The organism is Ferranicluibacter rubi (genome assembly GCF_011603255.1).
GTDB classification, from domain to species: domain Bacteria; phylum Pseudomonadota; class Alphaproteobacteria; order Rhizobiales; family Rhizobiaceae; genus Ferranicluibacter; species Ferranicluibacter rubi.
Window position 1 is genome coordinate 136,858 of the sequence record NZ_JAANCM010000011.1, and the last position, 18,995, is coordinate 155,852.

At 65.1% G+C, this 18,995-nt stretch carries 17 protein-coding genes; 9 read left to right on the top strand and 8 right to left on the bottom strand.

The window, feature by feature from the left end; translation table 11 throughout:
- Positions 1–153 precede the first annotated feature (153 nt).
- Positions 154–945, bottom strand: a complete 792-nt coding sequence (locus G8E10_RS19680) for a creatininase family protein (RefSeq protein WP_167130407.1) — start codon at positions 943–945, stop codon at positions 154–156.
- 123 nt (positions 946–1,068) lie between these two features.
- On the opposite strand from G8E10_RS19680, the gene G8E10_RS19685 reads away from it, so the two are divergent.
- From G8E10_RS19685 to G8E10_RS19695, 3 genes are all read left to right on the top strand, one after another.
- Positions 1,069–1,590 (top strand): MarR family winged helix-turn-helix transcriptional regulator, encoded by a 522-nt coding sequence (locus tag G8E10_RS19685; protein ID WP_110800831.1) that lies wholly within the window; start codon positions 1,069–1,071, stop codon positions 1,588–1,590.
- A 124-nt stretch (positions 1,591–1,714) separates the two neighbouring features.
- Positions 1,715–2,743 carry a LacI family DNA-binding transcriptional regulator gene (locus tag G8E10_RS19690; protein WP_092930444.1) on the top strand — a complete coding sequence of 343 codons (1,029 nt, stop codon included), beginning with the start codon at positions 1,715–1,717 and terminating at the stop codon, positions 2,741–2,743.
- 166 nt (positions 2,744–2,909) lie between these two features.
- Positions 2,910–3,881: a 2-hydroxyacid dehydrogenase gene (locus G8E10_RS19695; protein ID WP_167130408.1), complete on the top strand. Its 972-nt coding sequence runs from the start codon at positions 2,910–2,912 to the stop codon at positions 3,879–3,881.
- On the opposite strand, the gene G8E10_RS19700 is transcribed toward G8E10_RS19695, so the two are convergent.
- Positions 3,862–4,635: a gamma-glutamyl-gamma-aminobutyrate hydrolase family protein gene (locus G8E10_RS19700; protein WP_167130409.1), complete on the bottom strand. Its 774-nt coding sequence runs from the start codon at positions 4,633–4,635 to the stop codon at positions 3,862–3,864. The genes G8E10_RS19695 and G8E10_RS19700 overlap by 20 nt on opposite strands.
- Before the next feature lie 255 nt (positions 4,636–4,890).
- On the opposite strand from G8E10_RS19700, the gene G8E10_RS19705 reads away from it, so the two are divergent.
- The 4 genes from G8E10_RS19705 to G8E10_RS19720 all read left to right on the top strand — a co-directional run bounded on the left by G8E10_RS19705 (position 4,891) and on the right by G8E10_RS19720 (position 8,797).
- On the top strand, positions 4,891–5,115 hold the full coding sequence (locus G8E10_RS19705) for an aa3-type cytochrome c oxidase subunit IV (RefSeq protein ID WP_110800828.1): 225 nt from the start codon (positions 4,891–4,893) through the stop codon (positions 5,113–5,115).
- A 105-nt stretch (positions 5,116–5,220) separates the two neighbouring features.
- On the top strand, positions 5,221–7,182 hold the full coding sequence (gene glgX, locus G8E10_RS19710; protein WP_167130410.1) for a glycogen debranching protein GlgX: 1,962 nt from the start codon (positions 5,221–5,223) through the stop codon (positions 7,180–7,182).
- Between the two features lie 33 nt (positions 7,183–7,215).
- A complete protein-coding gene (locus G8E10_RS19715) occupies positions 7,216–7,731 on the top strand; it encodes a MaoC family dehydratase (protein ID WP_167130441.1) in 516 nt (171 codons plus the stop codon).
- A complete protein-coding gene (locus G8E10_RS19720; RefSeq protein ID WP_167130411.1) occupies positions 7,724–8,797 on the top strand; it encodes a DUF2332 domain-containing protein in 1,074 nt (357 codons plus the stop codon). The genes G8E10_RS19715 and G8E10_RS19720 overlap by 8 nt, the downstream gene beginning before the upstream one ends.
- A gap of 28 nt (positions 8,798–8,825) precedes the next feature.
- Here the strand turns inward: G8E10_RS19720 and G8E10_RS19725 are convergent, their stop codons facing one another.
- Genes G8E10_RS19725 through G8E10_RS19740 form a run of 4 tightly spaced genes read right to left on the bottom strand, consistent with a single transcriptional unit; the run spans position 8,826 to position 14,052 of the window.
- Positions 8,826–9,374, bottom strand: coding sequence for a sarcosine oxidase subunit gamma (locus tag G8E10_RS19725; protein WP_167130412.1), 549 nt, complete (start codon positions 9,372–9,374; stop codon positions 8,826–8,828).
- Complete coding sequence (locus G8E10_RS19730) at positions 9,367–12,363, bottom strand: sarcosine oxidase subunit alpha (RefSeq protein WP_167130442.1); 2,997 nt, start codon at positions 12,361–12,363, stop codon at positions 9,367–9,369. Before G8E10_RS19730 ends, G8E10_RS19725 begins: the two co-directional genes overlap by 8 nt.
- A 32-nt stretch (positions 12,364–12,395) precedes the next feature.
- Entirely contained in the window at positions 12,396–12,740 is a 345-nt protein-coding gene (locus G8E10_RS19735; protein WP_110730202.1) for a sarcosine oxidase subunit delta, read from the bottom strand.
- Positions 12,741–12,798: 58 nt separating this feature from the next.
- Positions 12,799–14,052: a sarcosine oxidase subunit beta family protein gene (locus G8E10_RS19740; protein WP_167130413.1), complete on the bottom strand. Its 1,254-nt coding sequence runs from the start codon at positions 14,050–14,052 to the stop codon at positions 12,799–12,801.
- A 448-nt stretch (positions 14,053–14,500) separates the two neighbouring features.
- On the opposite strand from G8E10_RS19740, the gene rpsU reads away from it, so the two are divergent.
- Together rpsU and G8E10_RS19750 are read left to right on the top strand one after the other, a co-directional pair.
- Entirely contained in the window at positions 14,501–14,749 is a 249-nt protein-coding gene (rpsU, locus tag G8E10_RS19745; protein WP_062595880.1) for a 30S ribosomal protein S21, read from the top strand.
- A gap of 283 nt (positions 14,750–15,032) precedes the next feature.
- Positions 15,033–15,842, top strand: a complete 810-nt coding sequence (locus G8E10_RS19750; protein ID WP_245420090.1) for a tetratricopeptide repeat protein — start codon at positions 15,033–15,035, stop codon at positions 15,840–15,842.
- A 78-nt stretch (positions 15,843–15,920) separates the two neighbouring features.
- On the opposite strand, the gene G8E10_RS19755 is transcribed toward G8E10_RS19750, so the two are convergent.
- Positions 15,921–17,549: an alpha-D-glucose phosphate-specific phosphoglucomutase gene (locus G8E10_RS19755; protein WP_167130414.1), complete on the bottom strand. Its 1,629-nt coding sequence runs from the start codon at positions 17,547–17,549 to the stop codon at positions 15,921–15,923.
- A gap of 3 nt (positions 17,550–17,552) precedes the next feature.
- Positions 17,553–18,992, bottom strand: coding sequence for a glycogen synthase GlgA (gene glgA / locus G8E10_RS19760; protein WP_167130415.1), 1,440 nt, complete (start codon positions 18,990–18,992; stop codon positions 17,553–17,555).
- Positions 18,993–18,995: the final 3 nt, after the last annotated feature.

Here is an 18,995-nt window from a genome sequence, read left to right on the forward strand (position 1 = left end):
AAACCTCGGGGGCTGAGGAAAAGGGCCCACCGGCACGCCGGAGGGCGGCCAATGCGCAGGATCGTCGCGGTGATATAGGAGATGGCGCACGGCAGTGCAAATGCTCTGCTGCAGATATTCCAGCCTTTATAACATTACATGGTTTTGGTCCGCTCAGGCGTCGAACTGCGCGAGATCGAACGCGGCCACATCCGACAGGAGGGCGAGCAGGCCGGAGACCGCATGGTCGAGCAGGTGTTTGCCCCGCTCGGCCGTGGCCGCAGCGGCATTTCCGGCTGCGCCCTTGCGGTTCAGGTCGCGCATACGCCAGCCGAAGGCATGGGGGCCATAGGCGCGCAGATGCGCAAATTGCGCCTGCCAGTCGCTCTGGCGCGAGGAGAAGGCCTCCGCCCGTGCCCGATCTACCTTGTCGGGGTGAAGGGCGAGCATGACCGAGGTTTCGATGTCGCCGGCGTGAATGTCGATGGATTTGGCGATCGGATCGATCCAGCCTTCGGGCTGGCCGAACCGGGTCCAGCTGGTGGCGACCGCCAGCATGTCGTAGCGCACCCGCGCTTCCGTCGCGACGATGGTCATCAGGGGAGCATTGCCGCCATGGGCGTTGAGCATGACGAACTTGCGGATGCCCTGCGCCTGCAGTCGGCCGGCAATGCCGAGCCAGCGCTCGACGGCCTCGTGGTAGGTCAGCGTCTTCGTTCCCGCGACATCCATGTGCTCGATCGAGTAGCCAACGGGCTCGGTCGGCAGGACGGTGACCGGCAGATCGCCGCGCGCGGCGATGAGGCGCTCCACCACGCCGTCTGCGATCAGCGTGTCGGTCTCGAACGGCAGATGGGGCCCATGCTGCTCATGCGCGCCCAGCGGCAGAACGGCGATCCAGCCGGCGCGTGCGGATGGGGCTAAGCCCGGATCGTTGTCCGCCCAACGGGCTGCGGGTTTCGTCATCGCATGTCTTTCCTGGCAGTGTCCCCGCAATAGGCGTTTCGCAAGGTCTTGCGGCCCTATTGTCATATGAGTCATACAAGCTCGACAAGGCGGTGCAAGCCTTCGGCAGGCAGGGGAGCGAGCATGGGCAAGAAAGACAAGTCCGAGAAGAAAGCCAAGCAGAAAAAGATCAAGATCGCCGATCACACTGGCATTGACGGGGAGGATGCTCTGGAGACAGCGTCCGCGCCGGTTCTGGCACCTCTGCTGGCGCAGGCGGCTCGCTCCATGCGGACCGTGCTGTCGCGCAATCTTCTGGAAAGCGGGCTTTATGCCGGGCAGGACGGCGTGATGCTGGCGCTGGCGGAGACCGACGGCATGACCGCCGGTGCGCTTGCCGGCCATCTCGGCGTCAAGGCGCCCACGATGACCCGCACCATCGGCCGCATGGAAGCCCAGGGGTTTCTCGAGCGCAAGGCCGATGCGGGCGATGCCCGGCTGACCAAGGTCTACCTGACGGCGAACGGGCGCGAGCGGCTGCAGGCCATCGAGGCTGCAGCGGACCTTTCGGAAGCCACCGCGCTCAAGGGCATGACGGACAAGCAGATCCGTACGCTCGCCAAGCTCCTGAAGGTCGTGGATGCCAATCTGCAAGGTGCCGAGTAGGCCTTGCCACGCCCTCTCGCGCAGGGATTGCAGTCTCGATTTAAACAGTTTAAAGAGGGTTTAAGAGCGCTTTCAGGCATTGCGGAAGGCGTTGGGGAGAGGGCCGTGCGAACCGGGAGGACACGTGGCGCAGAAGATCAAGCTGTCGACGATCGCGGAAACGCTGGGTGTTTCCACCGCGACCGTTTCCCTCGCTTTGCGTGACAGTCCCCTTGTCGCATCGGTGACGCGGGACAAGATCAAGGATCAGGCACGGGCGCTGGGCTACATCTACAACCGCCGTGCCGCCAGCCTGCGCACCTCGCGCTCCGGCATTATTGGCGTCGTCGTGCACGACATCATGAACCCGTTCTATGGCGAGATTCTCAAGGCCATCGAGGCGGAACTCGACCGCGACCGCCAGACCTTCATTCTCTCCAATCACTACGACTCGGTCGAAAAGCAGCGCGTCTTCATCGAGACCCTGCTGCAGCTCGGCGGCGACGGGGTGATCATGTCGCCCGCCATCGGCACGCCGCCGGAGGATATCAAGCTCGCCGAAGACAATGGCATGCCGGCGATCCTCGTGGCGCGATCGATCGAGGGCGTCGATGTCCCGATCTTCCGCGGCGACGACGCCTACGGCATTTCGCTCGCCACCAACCATCTGATCAGCCTTGGCCATCGCTGCATCGCCATGGTCGGGGGAACGGACCTGACCTCGACCGGCCGCGACCGCTATCTCGGCTACGTGCAGGCGCTGCGCAAGGCCAATATCGACGTCGATCCCGATCTGCGCATTCCCGGCCCCCGCTCCATGCAGGGCGGCTTCGAGGCGGCGGTGCATCTCTTGTCCCTGCCGCAGAAGCCGACGGCCGTCGTCTGCTGGAACGATCTCGTCGCCATCGGCATGATGAACGGCATTGCACGTGCGGGCCTCGTGCCGGGTCGCGATGTGTCCGTCACCGGCTATGACGATCTCGAGGAAGCGGCCATCGCCACCCCGGCGCTGACGACCGTCTGGAACGGGCAGTCGGATGTCGGCCGCAGTGCCGCGCGCGCGCTGCTCGACCGGCTCAATGGCAGCCACGAGCCGGACGGCATTCATCTGATCAAGCCGGAAATGCGGATCCGCCAATCGACCGGGCCGTTGCGGCTGCAGCAGGGCGACTGATCGATCTGTTTGCAGGTCGTCTGTCTAATTTCCAATCATCTCAAAGATCGGTAACCCGCAGCTTCGGTTGACGCGCGGGATCGTTGCGGTAGTTTCCGCTGCGCTGATCCTGCCGCCAAGACCTGTTGCGGCGGCTTCCCTCCGCCGATGTCTGAAAGGATTTACCATGTCGCAAGATCGCCCGGTCATTCTCATCCCCGGCAAGATGCACCCGCGCGCGCTCGAACGCATGACCGATCTCTTCGATGTCCGGCAGATCGACGGTGCGGATGCGAGCCTGATCACGCCGGACCTTGCCACAGGCGTTGTCGGCATCGCGACCTTCAATAAGGTCCCGGCAGCGCTGATGGATGCGCTGGAAAATCTGGAGATCGTTTCCAATTTCGGCGTCGGCTATGACGGCGTCGATGCTGGGCATGCCGCCGGCCGCGGTATCGTTGTGACGCATACGCCGGATGTTCTCAACGACGAGGTTGCCGATACGGCCATCGGCCTTTTGATCAACACGCTGCGCCGTCTGCCGGCCGCCGAGCAGTGGCTGCGTGACGGGCGCTGGGTCAAGGACGGGCCGTTCCCGCTCAGCCCGCTGTCGCTCAGCGGTCGCAAGGTCGGTTTCTACGGGCTCGGCCGCATCGGGCAGGCCATCGCCCGGCGGCTGGAAGGCTTCGGCCTTGAGATTGCCTATCACACCCGCTCGCGCCGTGATGGCGTGGCCTATGCCTATCACGATACCCTGCTCGGGCTCGCACAGGCCGTGGATACGCTGATCGTCATCGTGCCAGGCACTGCCGAGACGCGGCACACCGTCAATGCGGAGATCCTGCAGGCGCTGGGGGCGGACGGCGTCGTCATCAATGTCGGGCGTGGCATCACGGTGGACGAGACCGCGCTGATCGCGGCGCTCGAACAGGGCGTGATCGCCGGCGCGGGGCTCGATGTCTTCGAGCGCGAGCCGCATGTGCCGCAAGCGCTGATGGCTCTGCCGCAGGTATCGCTGTTGCCGCACGTCGCCTCGGCGTCGGTTGCCACCCGTAACAAGATGGCCGACCTCGTGGTCGACAATCTCGTTTCCTGGTTCAAGACCGGCAAGGGGTTGACGCCGGTGTCCGAAACACCGTTTACGCGGCCGGCTCGCTAACCGGCTGCTTCGTCTCGCTATAGGCGCGGACGGCTTGTCCGAAGGCCGCAAACAGGTCGTTGGAGGTCTTGTCGCGGCCGACCCAGTATTCCGGGTGCCACTGCACACCGACCGCGAACGCCTTGGCGCCGATGACCGACACGGCTTCCACGGTGCCGTCGTCCGCCACCGCTTCCACGGCGAGGTTCGGCGCAAGGTCGGAAATCGCCTGCCGGTGCAGGGAATTGACCTGCACCACGCCGGCGCCGACCACGCCCGCAAGGCAGCTTCCCGGTTCCACCATCACGGTCTGGCGGATGCCATAGGCGATGTCGAGATCCTTGACGTCGGGCTTGCGATGGTCCTGCCGGCCGGGAAGATCCTGGATCTCGGAGGCGAGCGTGCCACCGAGTGCGACGTTCAGCTCCTGGATACCGCGGCAGATGGCCAGTACCGGAATTCCGCGGGCGAGCGCCCGGCGGATCAGCGGCAGGCTGGTGGCGTCGCGGCCGGGATCGAACGGCCCATCGGTCTCCAAAGCCTCCCGTCCATAGAGCGTGGGATGGACGTTCGAGCGCGAGCCGCTGACCAGAAGCCCGTCCACACGATCGAGAATGGCATCCGGCTCGTTGCCTGCCTCGAGCGCTGGCACGAGAAGCGACATGACGCCCGAGCCGTTCAGCGCGGCGCGGACATATTGATGCGGTGCGGCATGCCAGACATTGCCCTCGATCTCACGGAAATCGGCGGGTATGGCGATGATCGGCTTCGGCATGGGATTCTCCGGTGCGTGGGGTCTGCTTCCGATTTGCCGGGAACCCGTCGCGCCGTCAATGCCTCGCTTTACGGGGGAAAATGCGATCCCGCCCGCGGGACGTGTCCCTGTGTAAGATACAGCTGTCGCTCTCGCATCCTTTGCTCTACGGGCCCAGACTGTCTATGGGCCTTGACGTCGCGGGGCAGGGCAGGCATGTCTTGATGCCAAGAGGTGCCGCGTCTTGCGGCGTGGAAACTTGCGGGGAGAGAGACGATGGCCGAACATCACACGGGACCTTCCGAAACCGGTGCGCCGATGGATTATCCCGAGCACGAGAAGACCTATCTTCATTTCCTGAGTGCCGCGAAATTCCTGACCATCTTCTGTGTGGCGCTGTTGATCGCCATGGCGGCAGCCTTCTTCACCACCGCCGGCTGGTTTACGGGCTTCGTGCTGTTCGTGCTCCTCAACATCGCCGGTGTCGTGCTTCTGCGCTGAGGCCCTTGCTGACCGTCCTTGCCGGTCTGCTCACGAAAATTCGTTGTATCTCTGCGTGATTTGCTCTTAGCTGCCGGCGTTGCCCAAGCAGCGAGAGGGATCAGGATGACGGAAACCACACGGCCGCTCGGCGCCACGGTCAACGGGCGGTGGACGCGGTTTGCCGTGCGCTCGCAGACGGCCGAGCGCATCGACCTCTGCCTGTTTCATGCCGATGGCGAGACCGAGCTGCGCCGCCTGCCGATGGGCCGCGAGGAAGGCGATGTCTTCGCGATGACACTGCCGGACGCGCCGGTCGGAACCCGCTACGGCCTGCGCGCCCATGGTGTCTATGATCCCGATCGCGGCCTGTGGTTCGATCCGGCAAAGCTTCTCGTCGACCCTTACGCGCTGGAACTCGACCGCCCGTTCCGCCACGATGCCCGCCTGACGCAGTTCGGCGCGGAGACGGCGGATCTCGTACCGAAGGCGCTGGTGACAAAAGTGCCGAAAGCCCGCGTCGCCCCGCCCCGCTTCTCAACGGATGGGCTGATCTACGAGGTGGCCGTGCGGCCGTTCACCATGCTGCATCCGGATGTGCCGGACGAGCAGCGCGGGACCGTGGCGGCGCTGGCGCATCCGTCCGTCATCGCTCATCTCAAGCGCATCGGCGTGTCCGCCGTCGAGCTGATGCCCATCACCGCCTGGATCGATGAGCGCCACCTGCCGCCGCTCGGGCTGACCAATGGCTGGGGCTACAACCCCGTCGCCTTCATGGCGCTCGATCCGCGCCTGGTGCCCGGCGGCCTGACCGAACTCAGGGACACCGTCGCCACGCTGCATCGCGAAGGCATCGGCGTCATTCTCGATCTCGTCTTCAACCATTCGGGCGAAAGCGACCGGCAGGGCGCGACGGTCTCCATGCGCGGCCTCGACAACGCCGTCTACTACCGCCATGCCGAAGGTCAGCCTGGCCAACTGGTGAACGACACCGGTTGCGGCAATACCATCGCTTGCGACCACCCGACGGTTCGCTCGCTGATCCTCGATACGCTGCGCCATTTCGTCAGCGCGGCCGGTATCGACGGGTTTCGCTTCGATCTCGGCTCTATTCTCGGGCGCGATGCCGGTGGCTTCCGGCGGGATGCGACCCTTTTTTCGGAGATGCTGGCCGATCCGTTGCTGAAGGATTGCGTGCTGATCGCCGAGCCTTGGGATATCGGGCCCGGCGGCTATCAGCTCGGCCATTTTCCGCCACCCTTCCTCGAATGGAACGACCGCGCGCGTGACGACATCCGGCGCCTGTGGCGCGGCGATGGCTGGATGATCGGATCGCTGGCCGGTGCGCTGGCCGGCTCCTCGGATATCTTCGCGCAGCACGGCGGCACGCAGAGCCGCAGCGTCACCTTCATCGCCGCCCATGATGGCTTCACGCTCAGGGATCTCGTCTCCCACAGCCACAAGCACAACGCGGCGAATGGCGAAGACAATCGCGATGGCCACAACGAGAATCATTCCTGGAACAACGGTGCCGAAGGGGCGAGCGACGATTCCGGCATCGTCTCTGCCCGCACGCGCGACGTGAAGGCGCTGCTCGCCACTTTGTTTGCCACCCGCGGCGCGATCATGATCACGGCGGGCGACGAGTTCGGGCGGACGCAGCAGGGCAACAACAACGCCTATTGCCAGGACAATCCGATCACGTGGCTCGACTGGGCCTCGGCGGACGAGGCGCTGATCGCGCAATGCGCAGCCCTCGGCGAACTCCGCCATCGTTTCGATGTGTTTGAGGGCGACAGCTTCTTCACGGGCCGGGGCGATGTCGCCTGGGTCCGCCTGGACGGCAAGCCGATGGAGGTTGCGGACTGGGAGGGCGAGGGCACGGACGGGCTCGTCATGCTCCTCTCGACCCGCGATGCGACGACGCGCAAGGCCTGCCGTCTGGCGGTGGTCTTCAATCGCGCCCATGCGGCGGAGGCACTGACGCTACCCGGCAAAGGGTGGCAGTCGCTGTTGCCGGACGCGGGAACCCTTGAAGAGGTCTCCGCCCGTTCGGTTGGCTGGTATGTGGCGCCCGGACGTTCTTGAAGGGTTGCAAGCGATGCGACAGGAATGATCGATATGGATGCGAACGGTACGAAGACGACCAGCGTCAGGGAGATCGCGCTCGGGGAGGTCAAGGACCTCGTGGGTCAGGAGGTCGGGATCTCCGACTGGATCACGGTCTCTCAGGATATGATCGACCGCTTCGCCGATGCGACGCAGGATCATCAGTTCATCCACACCGATCCGGTGCGGGCCGCAGCCGAGACGCCCTATGGCGGCACGATCGCGCATGGGTTCCTGTCGCTCTCGCTTCTCTCGGCCATGAACTACAATTGCCTGCCGGCCGTGCGCGAGCAGACCATGGCGATCAATTACGGCTTCGACAAGGTCCGTTTCCTTGCGCCCGTTCACGCGGGCGCGCGGGTTCGCGGCCACTTCACCCTCACGGAAGCCCGCTTCCGCGGCGCCGGCATGCTCGTCGTCACCTATGAGGTCTCGGTCGAGGTAGAGCATGAAGGCAAGCCGGCGCTGACCGCGACCTGGCTGACGATCATCCAGTTCGACCCGAAGGACCGGCCGGAGGATGCCTGATGTCGCGACCAGCGATGCGGCCGTCCGCGCGGCGTTCCGGTCGCAGTCCGTCAGTTGTCGTGCGCTGGGCTCGCCTTTCGTCGCAACGCTCTGCGACCTCGCCGCCGAACGCCTGACGGCCACGCATCCTGTCGGGCGGCATATCCTCGGCTGGACGGGTGATCCGTCATCGTCCGCCGACTCCGTACCGCTGCGGTTCGCCGGATCCTTGCATGCCCTCGTTCTCGACGGCGCCAATCCCGCCCTTGCAGAGGCTTATCCGCCGCATGCGACGGATCCAGATGGTCTCTGGAATGCGGTCGAGCGTGCCTGTCGCGAGCATGCCGACGCCATTCTCGCGCGCCTTGCTTCTCCGCCGCAGACGAACGAGGTGCGGCGGTCGGCAGCACTGCTGCCGGGCTTCCTCACCATTGCCAAGCGGTTCGACAAGCCGATCTGTATCTCCGAAGTCGGCGCGAGTGCCGGGCTGAACCTCCTCTGGGATCGTTACGCCTACCGCCTCGGAGACTTTGCCTGGGGTGATCCACAATCGCCGGTGATGCTCGCGCCCACATGGACAGGCGGGCCTCCACCCGATGTGCCCCTTACCGTTCGGGACCGGGCTGGCTGCGATCTCCGGCCTCTCGATCCGGCACATCCCGATGATGCGAAGCGGCTTCTGTCCTATCTCTGGGCGGATCAGGCCGACCGGGTGGAGCGGACCCGTGCCGCGCTGCGTCTTGCGGCTCTGTCCGGGCTGAAGGTCGACGCGGCCGATGCCGTGGACTGGCTGGAGCGTCGGCTCGCCGTCACCCGCCACGGCTGCGTGCATGTGATCACCCACACGATCGCCTGGCAGTACCTGCCGGCCGAGGCGCGCGAGCGGGGCGAGGCGCTGATCGAGAAAGCCGGTCGTGCAGCCACTGAAGGAGCCCCGCTTGCGCAACTGTCACTCGAAGGCGACGGCCGGGAGCGGGGCGCTGCCCTGACGCTCCAGATGTGGCCGACCGGCTCGCGGCATGAGATCGGGCGCGCAGACTTTCACGGCCGCTGGGTCGATTGGCGCGGCTGGCCGGACGTTTCCTGACGCCGGTTGGCGCCGATCAATGCTGGTCTCAGTGACCGGCGTCCTGAGCGCCGGCCGCCAGCAGTCCCGAGACGTAAGGGGCGAACGAGCGCCAGCACTCGACGCGAAACGCGGTTTCGCCCGTGCGGTAGAGCACGATCTCCGCCTTGCCGAAGACGGTGCGCGAGCAGGCGCCGACGGGGAAGGTCTTCAGCGACAGGTCCTGCGGGCAGCCGGCATTGATGGTGGCGGAGGCGCCCGGTCCGTCCACGAGAACGGCCGTGTTGCGGTGGGAGATGTCGGTTGCCGAATGCAGCGCGCCGGCGGAGCCCACGAGGCCCAGCAGATCGGTGTTCGTTTCGTCGATCACGAGCCACTCGTCCGGGCCGAGCCAGAGAGCGTGGCGGGTGCCGCTCGTGGCCGAAGCCTTCGGGCGTGTCGGCAGGGACAGGCCGAGTGCTGCCGAGAGCGCTGCCACGGCGTCCGGCTTGGCGCGGAGCGAAAGGCGACTGGCCGGTGCCGCCGGCGTCAGGCGAACGGTGGCGGAGCCGCCGTGGAAGCCGCCAAGCGGCAGGGTGCGTGTTGCGAGATCAGCCATGGATGCGGCCACCTTCCTTGTCAAAGAACACCATGTCGCTCACCTCGACGGCAATCGTCCGGTCGGCCATCGGCACGTAGAGGGTCTGGCCGAGCCGTGCCTTGCCGCCGGCCACCACTGCCATCGCGATGGAGCGTCCGCAGTTTTCCGACCAGTAGGACGAGGTGACATGACCGAGCATGGTCATGGGCTTCGGCTGGTTGGGGTCGGCGACGATCTGCGCGCCTTCCTCCAGCACGACGCTCGGATCCTTCGTCAGCAGACCGACGAGCTGCTTGCGGCCTTCGCGCACGAGGTCGGGACGCTTCATGCCGCGGATGCCGACGAAGTCGGTCTTCTTCTTGCCGACCGCCCAGGACAGGCTGGCATCGTCCGGCGTCAGCGTGCCGTCGGTATCCTGGCCGACGATGATGTAGCCCTTTTCGGCGCGCAGGATGTGCATGGTCTCCGTGCCGTAGGCACAGCCGTCGACGGCCTCGACCCGTTCGCGGATCGCGTTCCAGACATCGGGACCGAAATCGGCGGGGACGTTGACCTCGAAACCGAGTTCGCCGGTGAACGACATGCGGAAGAGGCGCGTCGGCACGCCGCAGATCCTGCCCTCAGTCACGCTCATATGCGGGAAGGCCTCGTTGGAGATGTCGATGCCCTCGACCAGCGGCGCGATGATCTCGCGCGCCTTCGGGCCCTGCAGGGCGATGACGGCCCACTGCTCGGTGGCCGAGGTCAGCCAAACATTCAGATGCGGGAATTCCGTCTGGAGATAGTCTTCCATGTGGTGCATCACGCGGGCGGCACCGCCCGTCGTGGTGGTCACATGGAAGCGATCGTCCGACATGCGGCCGACGACGCCGTCGTCATAGATGAAGCCGTCTTCGCGCAGCATGATGCCGTAGCGGCAGCGGCCCGGCTTCAGCGTGTCCCAGCTGTTGGTGTAGATGAGGTTGAGGAAGGCGGCTGCATCCGGGCCGACGACCTCGATCTTACCGAGCGTCGAGGCATCGAACATGCCGACCGTCTCGCGCACCGTGCGGCACTCGCGGTTAATAGCGGCGTGCATGTCTTCGCCGGGGCGAGGATAGTACCAGGCGCGCTTCCACTGGCCCACATCCTCGAAGGCCGCGCCCATGGCTTCTTCGGCCTCGTGCATCGCGGTCTTGCGGGTGGGGTCGAACAGGTCGCCGCGCGAATGGCCGATCAGCGTGCCGAAGGTGACAGGCGTGTAGGGCGCGCGGAAGGTGGTGAGGCCGACTTCGGGAATGCCGCGGCCGAGGGTTTCCGCGGCGATCGCGAGACCGTGGATGTTGGAAAGCTTGCCCTGGTCGGTCGCCATGCCGTTGGTGGTGAAGCGCTTGATGTGCTCGATCGAGTGCATGCCTTCGCGCACCGCGAGCCTGATATCCTTGGCGCAGACGTCGTTCTGGAAGTCGATGAAGGCCTTCACGTCGTCCTCGGCCCCGGCGCCATAGGCGGCGCCCGCCATGCCGCCCGTCCAGGCGAAGGCCTGCGTGCCGGAAATCTCGAGCCGCGTGCTGGCCTGGAAGCCGGCTGCCTGCGCGGCAAGCTCGCCACCGGCCACAGCTTCGGCAAGGGTCGCGGCGATGTCGGTGGTGCCGTTGCAGGCGCCGACCGAAACGCAGTCTTGCGCGTAGATGCCCGGAAGGAACCGCTGCGTTTCCGCGTCGAAGGCCACCTTGCCGCGCGATTGCGAGAACATGTGCACCGACGGCGTCCAGCCGGAGGAGGTGATGAGCGCATCTACCACGATCGAGCGGGCGCTGCTGCCGCCGCTGACGCGACGAACTGTTATGGAGGAGACGCGCAGCTTGCCCTTGGTGTCGGTCACGGCATGGCCGGTGAGAACCTCGATGCCGAGAGCCTGCGCCTGCGCCAGGACGTCAGCACCCGGCTGCTCGCGGCTGTCGACGATGGCCGGGATGGCGATGCCGGCACGGTGCATGTCAAAGGCGGCTTCATAGGCGCTGTCGTGGGCAGTGTAGACGCCGACCTTGCGGCCGATGGCGACGCCGAAATGGTTGAGATAGGTCCGCGCGGCCGAGGCCAGCATTATGCCGGGACGGTCGTTGTTGGCAAACACCATGTGGCGCTCGATGGCGCCGGTGGCGATGACGACGCGCTTGGCGCGCACCTGCCACAGCCGCTCGCGCGGAGCGGTGCGGGCCGGGCGGGAGACGTGATCGGTCACGCGTTCGGCCAGTGCCACGAAGTTCTGCGCATAATAGCCGAAAGCGGTCGTGCGGGTGAGCACCGTGACATTGTCCATGGCGGCGAGCCGGCGGGCGGCATCCTGCGCCCAGGCATAGCCATCCTGACCGTCGATCGTCACGCCGGCATCGTAATGCAGCGCGCCGCCAACTTCCGGCTGCTCGTCGCACAGGATGACGCGCGCGCCGGTGGCGGCAGCAGCGAGCGCCGAGGTCAGGCCGGCGACGCCGGCGCCCATGACCAGCACGTCGCAATGGGCGTAGCGGCTGGCATATTCGTCGGTGTCTTCTTCCGTCGGCGACACGCCGAGGCCGGCTGCGGCACGGATACGGGGCTCGTAGATGTTCTTCCAGGCCTGCTTCGGCCACATGAAGGTCTTGTAGTAGAAGCCGGCGGCGAAGAAGGGTGCCAGAATGTTGTTGATGCCGCCGACGTCGAAGGTGAGCGAGGGATAGCGGTTCTGCGATGCGACGGTCATGCCGTCGAAGACTTCCTGCACGGTCGCGCGCACATTCGGCTGGCGGCGGGCATTGTCGCGCATCACGTCGATCAGCGCGTTCGGCTCTTCCGGGCCGGCCGAGACGATGCCGCGCGGGCGGTGGTACTTGAACGAGCGGCCGACGAGGTGGACGCCGTTGGCGATCAGCGCCGAGGCGACGGTGTCGCCCTGCAGGCCCTGGTAGGTGCGGCCATCGAAGGTGAAGCGCGCGGTCTTGGCCGGCGTCAGGCGTCCCTTGCCGGGAATGCGGTTCGCTGCACCCATGCTGTCGGCTTTGTCTGTCCGCTTGGCGCCGCTCATTCCGCGCGTCCTTCCGTGGCTTCGTAGGTTTCGACGACGGTCTCGTCGGTCATGGCGGCGATCGGCAGCGATGGTTTGGGCTCGCCCGCCTTGTAGGTCTTGAGGAACCGGTCGCTGACGGTGTCACGCGCCGCGTTGAAGAACCGGCCGCAGCCGGCGATATGGCGCCAGCGCTCGAAGATCAGGCCCTTGGGGTTGTCCCGCAGGAAGAAATATTCCTCGAATTCCTCGTCCGAAATCGCCGCGATGTTCTCCGGCCGGGCGATATGGGCGTCGCCGGCGGCGCGGAACTCGAGTTCGGAGCGCTCTTCCTCGCAATAGGGGCAGTGGATCAAAAGCATGGGCGTGTTCCTGATGCGGGGGAGGACAGGCGAAAGCGGCGAGCCGGGGCGATCATCGTCAGTGCGCCACGGCCGCGGCTGCCGCCTCGTCGATCAGGCGTCCGGTGCGGAAGCGGTCGAGTGTCAGGCCCGCCGCCAGCCGGTGCGGCTCGCCTTTCGCGATGAGGTGCGCGAACAGGTTGGCCGACCCCGGTGTCGCCTTGAAGCCGCCGGTGCCCCAGCCGCAATTGACGAACAGGTTCGGCACGGGCGTGACGCCCTGGATCGCCGAGCGGTCCGGCGTATTGTCTGTGATCCCGCCCCACTGGCGCATCATCTTGACGCGGCGGAAGATGGGGAACAGCTCGCAGATCGCGTCCAGCGTATGGGTGATGATCTGCAGGCCACCGGTCTGGGAGTAGGAATTGTACTGGTCGGTGCCGGCGCCGATCACCAGTTCGCCCTTGTCGGACTGCGAGATATAGGCGTGCACCGTGTTCGACATGACGACGCAGGGAAAGATCGGCTTCAGCGGCTCGGACACCAGCGCCTGCAGCGGCACGGAATGCAATGGCACGCGAACACCGGCCATGGCCATGATCACCGAGTTGTGGCCCGAGGCGGAGACGCCGATTTTCTTCGCGCCGATGAAGCCGCGGTTGGTATCGACGCCGGTCACGGCACCGTCCGGCCCGCGGCGGATGCCGGTGACTTCGCAGTTCTGGATGATGTGGACGCCGCGGTCGGAGGCTGCGCGGGCATAGCCCCAGGCCACCGCATCGTGGCGCGCCGTGCCCCCACGTCGCTGCAGAGCGGCGCCGTTGATGGGGAAGCGGGCGGAGGCGGAGATATCGAGCGGTGGACAGAAGTCCTTCGCCTGCTCGGGCGACAGCCACTCATTGTCGATGCCGTAGAGGCGGTTGGCATGGATATGGCGCTTGAACACCTGTTGGTCGTGGATGCCGTGCGACAGCATCATCACGCCGCGCGGGGAATACATGACGTTGTAGTTCAAGTCCTGCGACAGGTTTTCCCAGAGCTTCAGCGAATGCTCGTAGATGTCCATGCTCTCGTCATAGAGATAGTTGGACCGAATGATGGTGGTGTTGCGGCCGGTATTGCCGCCGCCGAGCCAGCCTTTTTCGAGCACCGCGACATTGGTGATGCCGTGCTCCTTGGCGAGGTAGTACGCAGCACCCAGCCCGTGGCCGCCGCCGCCGATGATGATCGCGTCATAGGCCGGGCGCGGCTCGGGAGAGACCCACTGCGCTTCCCAGCCCTTGTGCGCCCGCATGGCTTCGCGTGCCACGGCAAAAACCGAATATTTGCGCATTCGCCTCATCTCCTGTCCGGGGTGCCCCGATCCGTCTGTCCAACACATCGCAAATCGAGGCGCGTCGCAACGTCCATTTTGCGACGTGGCAGGCCTTCACTTTCGACACTGCGAAAATGGCAGGACTGCAGGCTTTGATAAGCAGGACTATGACAGCGGCCAACTGCTTCCAATCAATGGGCGAATAAGGGACCGGCGTGGCACGACTGAGGCAGGGCCCACCCTTGAGATGTCGCTTTTGTGTGCCAGATACCCTGAAACAACGCCGCACTCCGGCGCGGGTGGACTTTGCAGCATCGATCTGCTACTTGCCGCCCATCATCGCAGCGCTCGAGCCCTTGCGATCAACGAACCATGCCGTCCGGCGGTGCCTCAAGCGCAGCCTCGGGTTCGGCCCATACACAGCAGCCTGAGCTTGTCTCGGCTCGATATCAAGGAATGTAAACACGTGCAGGTACTCGTTCGCGACAACAATGTTGACCAGGCGCTTCGTGCGCTGAAGAAGAAGCTGCAGCGCGAAGGCGTCTTCCGCGAAATGCGCGCCCGCGAGGCGTATGAAAAGCCGTCGCAGCGCCGCGCGCGCGAAAAGGCCGAAGGCATCAGCCGCGTTCGCAAGCTGGCCCGTAAGCAGGCCCAGCGCGAAGGCCTACTGCCCATGCCGAAGTCTGCCGCCAAGTTTGCGGCCAAGGCACGCTGATCGGCGCTTGCTCCGAGAATGGTGACGGCGGAGGCGATGCATGCGCCGCCGCCTTTTTTGCGTTAGACGTATCCGGTGGCAGTCGCGTATTTGCTGTGGATGCGGCGCTTGCGTGAACGAACTGCCTGTTGCGGCGTTACCGTGGCAGCCGGGGCGAGACTGCGGACCTGTGACGTGCCTGAGGCATTCTTGATTTGAGGGATCGATCTTGACATCGACTGTGACGACAGAGGGTTTCGCCAGCCGGGACGCATCCCGCAAAGGCACGCAGCGCTCCAGCCGCCTGGGCATCCTTTCCGCGTTTGGAGCAGCCCTGCTTCTGACGGCCTGCCAGACGGATCCCTCGAACGACAGCACGCTGCAGGTCGAGCGGGCGCAGGGATCCGAGCAGAACATCGCCTCGCTGTCGGGCGTCATCAACAGCAATCCGAGCGACCCCGAAGGCTACAATGTGCGCGGCTCGGCCTATGGTCGCGCCGGCGAATTCCGCCGCGCGGTGGCCGATTTCAACAAGGCGATCGAGCTGAACCCGCGTTTCTACCAGGCCTATGCCAACCGGGCTTTGGTCGAGCGCAACATGGGCGATCTTGCCGAAGCGCTTGCCGACTATAATTCGGCGCTGCAGCTCAACCCGCGCTACGACGTCGCCTATATCGGTCGCGGCAATCTCTATCGCCAGAGCGGCCGGCTGGATCAGGCCTTTGCCGACTTCAATAAGGCGATCGAGAACGACACGACCGATCCGCGCGCTTATCACAATCGCGGTCTGATCTACCAGGCACGCAACCAGCATGGACAGGCGATCGAGGACTTCTCGACGGCCATCTCGCTGTCGCCGAGCTCGCCTGAGCCGTATAATGGTCGCGGCATCTCCTATGTCGCCCAGAACGACGACGACAACGCATTCGCCGATTTCAACACAGCCATCAACCTCAATGGCAAGATCGCGGAATCCTGGGCCAATCAGGCGCTGGTCTACGAGCGCCGTGGCGAAAAGGCGAAGGCGCAGCGTTCCTACGGCCATGCCCTGCAGCTCGATCCGAAGTACGAGCCCGCCCGGACAGGCCTTGCCCGCGTCAAAGCGGCATCCTGAGACCTTCAATCGCATTTCATAAAAAACGCCGCTTCGAAGCGGCGTTTTTCGTTTGTGGTTTTACTGACGGGCCGATGATCAGGTGATGACTGTCGGTTCCGTGCGGCCGGTGCGTTCCTTGATGCCGGCCAGTGCGTCCGCGGCTTCGATCAGGTCGGCCAGGGCGACCTGGGTATCGACATCGTGCTTCGTCGCATCCGGCTCGAAGCGCTCGATGTAGACGCGCAGCGTCGCGCCTGACGTTCCGGTGCCCGACAGGCGGAAGACCACGCGGGAGCCGCCCTCGAACAGGATGCGGATGCCCTGATTGTTGCTGACGGAGTGGTCGACCGGATCGTGATAGGAGAAATCATCTGCCGTCTCGATCGTGAGATCGCCGAGCTTGCGGCCGGGAAGGGTGGTGAGTTGCTCGCGTAACGCATCCATCAGGCCGTTGGCAGCAGCAGAATCCACCTCTTCATAGTCATGGCGCGAATAGTAGTTGCGGCCATAGGTCGTCCAGTGCTCGCGGGCGATATCGACAACGCTTTCCTTGCGGACAGCGAGGATGTTCAACCAGAGCAGCACGGCCCAGAGACCATCTTTTTCGCGGACGTGGCTTGAGCCGGTGCCTGCACTTTCCTCGCCGCAGATCGTCGCAAGACCCGCATCGAGCAGGTTGCCGAAGAACTTCCAGCCGGTCGGCGTTTCGTAGATGCCGATGCCGAGCTTTTCGGCCACGCGGTCGGCCGCACCCGAGGTGGGCATGGAGCGCGCGATGCCGGCAAGGCCTTTGGCGTAGCCGGGCGCCAGCGTCGCGTTTGCGGCGAGCATGGCCAGGCTGTCGGAGGGCGTTACGAAGATGCCCTTGCCGATGATCAGGTTCCGGTCGCCATCGCCATCCGAAGCCGCGCCGAAGTCGGGCGCGTTCTCGCCCATCATTTCCTCGTAAAGCGCGCGGGCGTGGACGAGGTTCGGATCCGGGTGGTGGCCGCCGAAGTCGGGCAGAGGCACGAAGTTCAGCACCGAACCCTTGGCGGCACCGAGACGGTTTTCGAGGATTTCCTTGGCATAGGGACCCGTGACGGCGCTCATGGCATCGAAGACGATGCGGAAGCCGCCGGCGAGGTGGGCGCGGATGGCCGTAAAGTCGAACAGGGTTTCCATCAGTTCGGCATAGTCGGAAACTGGGTTGATGACCTGCACGGTCATGCCCGCGACCTCCTGCTCGCCTTCGGCGTCGAGATTGACGTCGGCGACATCGGCGATCTTGTAGCGCTCGATGGTCTTGGTGTGGGCGTAGATCGCGTCCGTTACCTTTTCCGGTGCCGGGCCGCCATTGCCGATATTGTACTTGATGCCGAAGTCTTCGGCCGGACCGCCCGGATTGTGGCTGGCCGAGAGAACGATGCCGCCGAAGGCTTCGTACTTGCGGATGACATGGGAAGCGGCTGGCGTCGAGAGGATGCCGCCACGGCCGACGAGGACCCGGCCGAAGCCGTTCGCCGCCGCCATCTTGATGGCGATCTGGATGACCTCGCGGTTGTAAAAGCGGCCGTCACCGCCGATGACCAGCGTCTTGCCCGCAAAGCCTTCGAGGCTGTCGAAGATCGACTGAATGAAGTTCTCGGCATAGTTCGGCTGCTGGAACACCGGCACCTTCTTGCGAAGCCCCGACGTTCCGGGTTTCTGGTCGGTATAGGGGGTCGTGTTTACGGTTTTCGTCATGATTCAACCTTTCGCAAGAAGACCGGCATAAAGCGCGGCGTAGCGCGTGGCACTCATATCCCAGGAGACATCGGATTTCATACCGCGCGCTTGCAGGCGCGCCCAGATTTTCGGTTGGCGCCACAGGGAAAAGACGCGGCGGAGTGCGAGCCGTAGGCTTTCCTCCGAGACGGGGGAGAACAGGAAGCCGGTGGCGACATTCGCCGCCACCGCCGCCTCGTTGGCATCGATGATCGTATCGGCAAGGCCACCGGTGCGGGCGACCACCGGCACGCAGCCATAGCGCAGGCCGTAAAGCTGCGTCAGGCCACAGGGCTCGAAACGCGAGGGCACGAGGATGGCGTCGGCGCCCGCCTGCATGAGGTGCGACAGCGGTTCGTCGTAGCCGACAACGATGCCGACACGACCTGGGTGCACGGCGGCGGCCGTCCGGAACGCAGCCTCGAGCGCGGGATCGCCGGAGCCGAGGACGGCCAGCGTACCGCCGTTGTCCACGATCATGTCGATGACACCGGCCAGCACATCCATGCCCTTCTGGTCCGTCAGGCGACTGACGACGCAGAAGAGCGGCCCGTCCGTTGCGACTAGGCCGAAGCGCTCGCGCAGGGCATCGCGGTTTGCCGGCCGCTTCTTCAGGGTGGCGGCTGCATAGGGTGAGACGATGTGCGGATCGGCTGCCGGGTTCCACACATCCGTGTCGATGCCATTGACGATGCCGTGGAGGTCGGCGATGCGGTTCGCCAGAACGCCTTGCAGGCCCATGCCGAATTCTGGGGTCAGAATTTCCTGCGCATAGGAGGGACTGACGGTGGTGATGGCCGTTGCCGCCATCAGGCCGCCCTTGAGGAAGGAGACGTCGCCGTAATATTCGACGCCCTGCACCGAGAAGGCGCCCCAGGGAAGGGCGAGTTCCGGAAAGGTGCTGGCGGGAAACTGGCCGCGGAAGGCGATATTGTGGATGGTCAGCACGGTCGGGACATGGGCGGCACCGCCATGCTGCATATAGACCGGGGCAAGGGCTGACTGCCAGTCATGGCAATGGACGAGGTCCGGCGTCCACTCCGGCAGGACGCCGCGCGCGATCTCGGCCGCCGCCAACGACAAGGCGGCAAAGCGGCGGAAATTGTCGGGGTGGTCGAGGCCTTGTGGGTCGAGATAGGGTCCGCCCGGCCGGTCGAACAGCGCAGGGGCGTCGAGCACCAGAAGGTCGAGACCTTCATGCTCGGCAGCCAGAAGCGCGGCGGGATAGCCGAACAGCGTGTCGAAACCGCCGAGCCGCGTCGTCTCTCCGATCTTCGCCATGACGGCGGGGTAGCCGGGTAGAAGCGTGCGCATGCGTATGCCATGGGGTTTGAGCGCCGCGGGCAGGGCGCCCGCGACGTCGGCCAGGCCGCCGGTCTTGATCAGCGGAAAGACTTCGGAGGCGACCGAAAGGACGTTCATCGT

Bases quoted from the DNA above. Each gene is read 5' to 3' on its own strand.
- G8E10_RS19680 (WP_167130407.1), bottom strand. From the start codon at position 945: ATGACGAAACCCGCAGCCCGTTGGGCGGACAACGATCCGGGCTTAGCC.
- G8E10_RS19685 (WP_110800831.1), top strand. From the start codon at position 1,069: ATGGGCAAGAAAGACAAGTCCGAGAAGAAAGCCAAGCAGAAAAAGATC.
- G8E10_RS19695 (WP_167130408.1), top strand. From the start codon at position 2,910: ATGTCGCAAGATCGCCCGGTCATTCTCATCCCCGGCAAGATGCACCCG.
- G8E10_RS19700 (WP_167130409.1), bottom strand. From the start codon at position 4,635: ATGCCGAAGCCGATCATCGCCATACCCGCCGATTTCCGTGAGATCGAG.
- G8E10_RS19705 (WP_110800828.1), top strand. From the start codon at position 4,891: ATGGCCGAACATCACACGGGACCTTCCGAAACCGGTGCGCCGATGGAT.
- glgX (WP_167130410.1), top strand. From the start codon at position 5,221: ATGACGGAAACCACACGGCCGCTCGGCGCCACGGTCAACGGGCGGTGG.
- G8E10_RS19715 (WP_167130441.1), top strand. From the start codon at position 7,216: ATGGATGCGAACGGTACGAAGACGACCAGCGTCAGGGAGATCGCGCTC.
- G8E10_RS19720 (WP_167130411.1), top strand. From the start codon at position 7,724: ATGCCTGATGTCGCGACCAGCGATGCGGCCGTCCGCGCGGCGTTCCGG.
- G8E10_RS19725 (WP_167130412.1), bottom strand. From the start codon at position 9,374: ATGGCTGATCTCGCAACACGCACCCTGCCGCTTGGCGGCTTCCACGGC.
- G8E10_RS19730 (WP_167130442.1), bottom strand. From the start codon at position 12,363: ATGGGTGCAGCGAACCGCATTCCCGGCAAGGGACGCCTGACGCCGGCC.
- G8E10_RS19735 (WP_110730202.1), bottom strand. From the start codon at position 12,740: ATGCTTTTGATCCACTGCCCCTATTGCGAGGAAGAGCGCTCCGAACTC.
- G8E10_RS19740 (WP_167130413.1), bottom strand. From the start codon at position 14,052: ATGCGCAAATATTCGGTTTTTGCCGTGGCACGCGAAGCCATGCGGGCG.
- G8E10_RS19755 (WP_167130414.1), bottom strand. From the start codon at position 17,549: ATGACGAAAACCGTAAACACGACCCCCTATACCGACCAGAAACCCGGA.
- glgA (WP_167130415.1), bottom strand. From the start codon at position 18,992: ATGAACGTCCTTTCGGTCGCCTCCGAAGTCTTTCCGCTGATCAAGACC.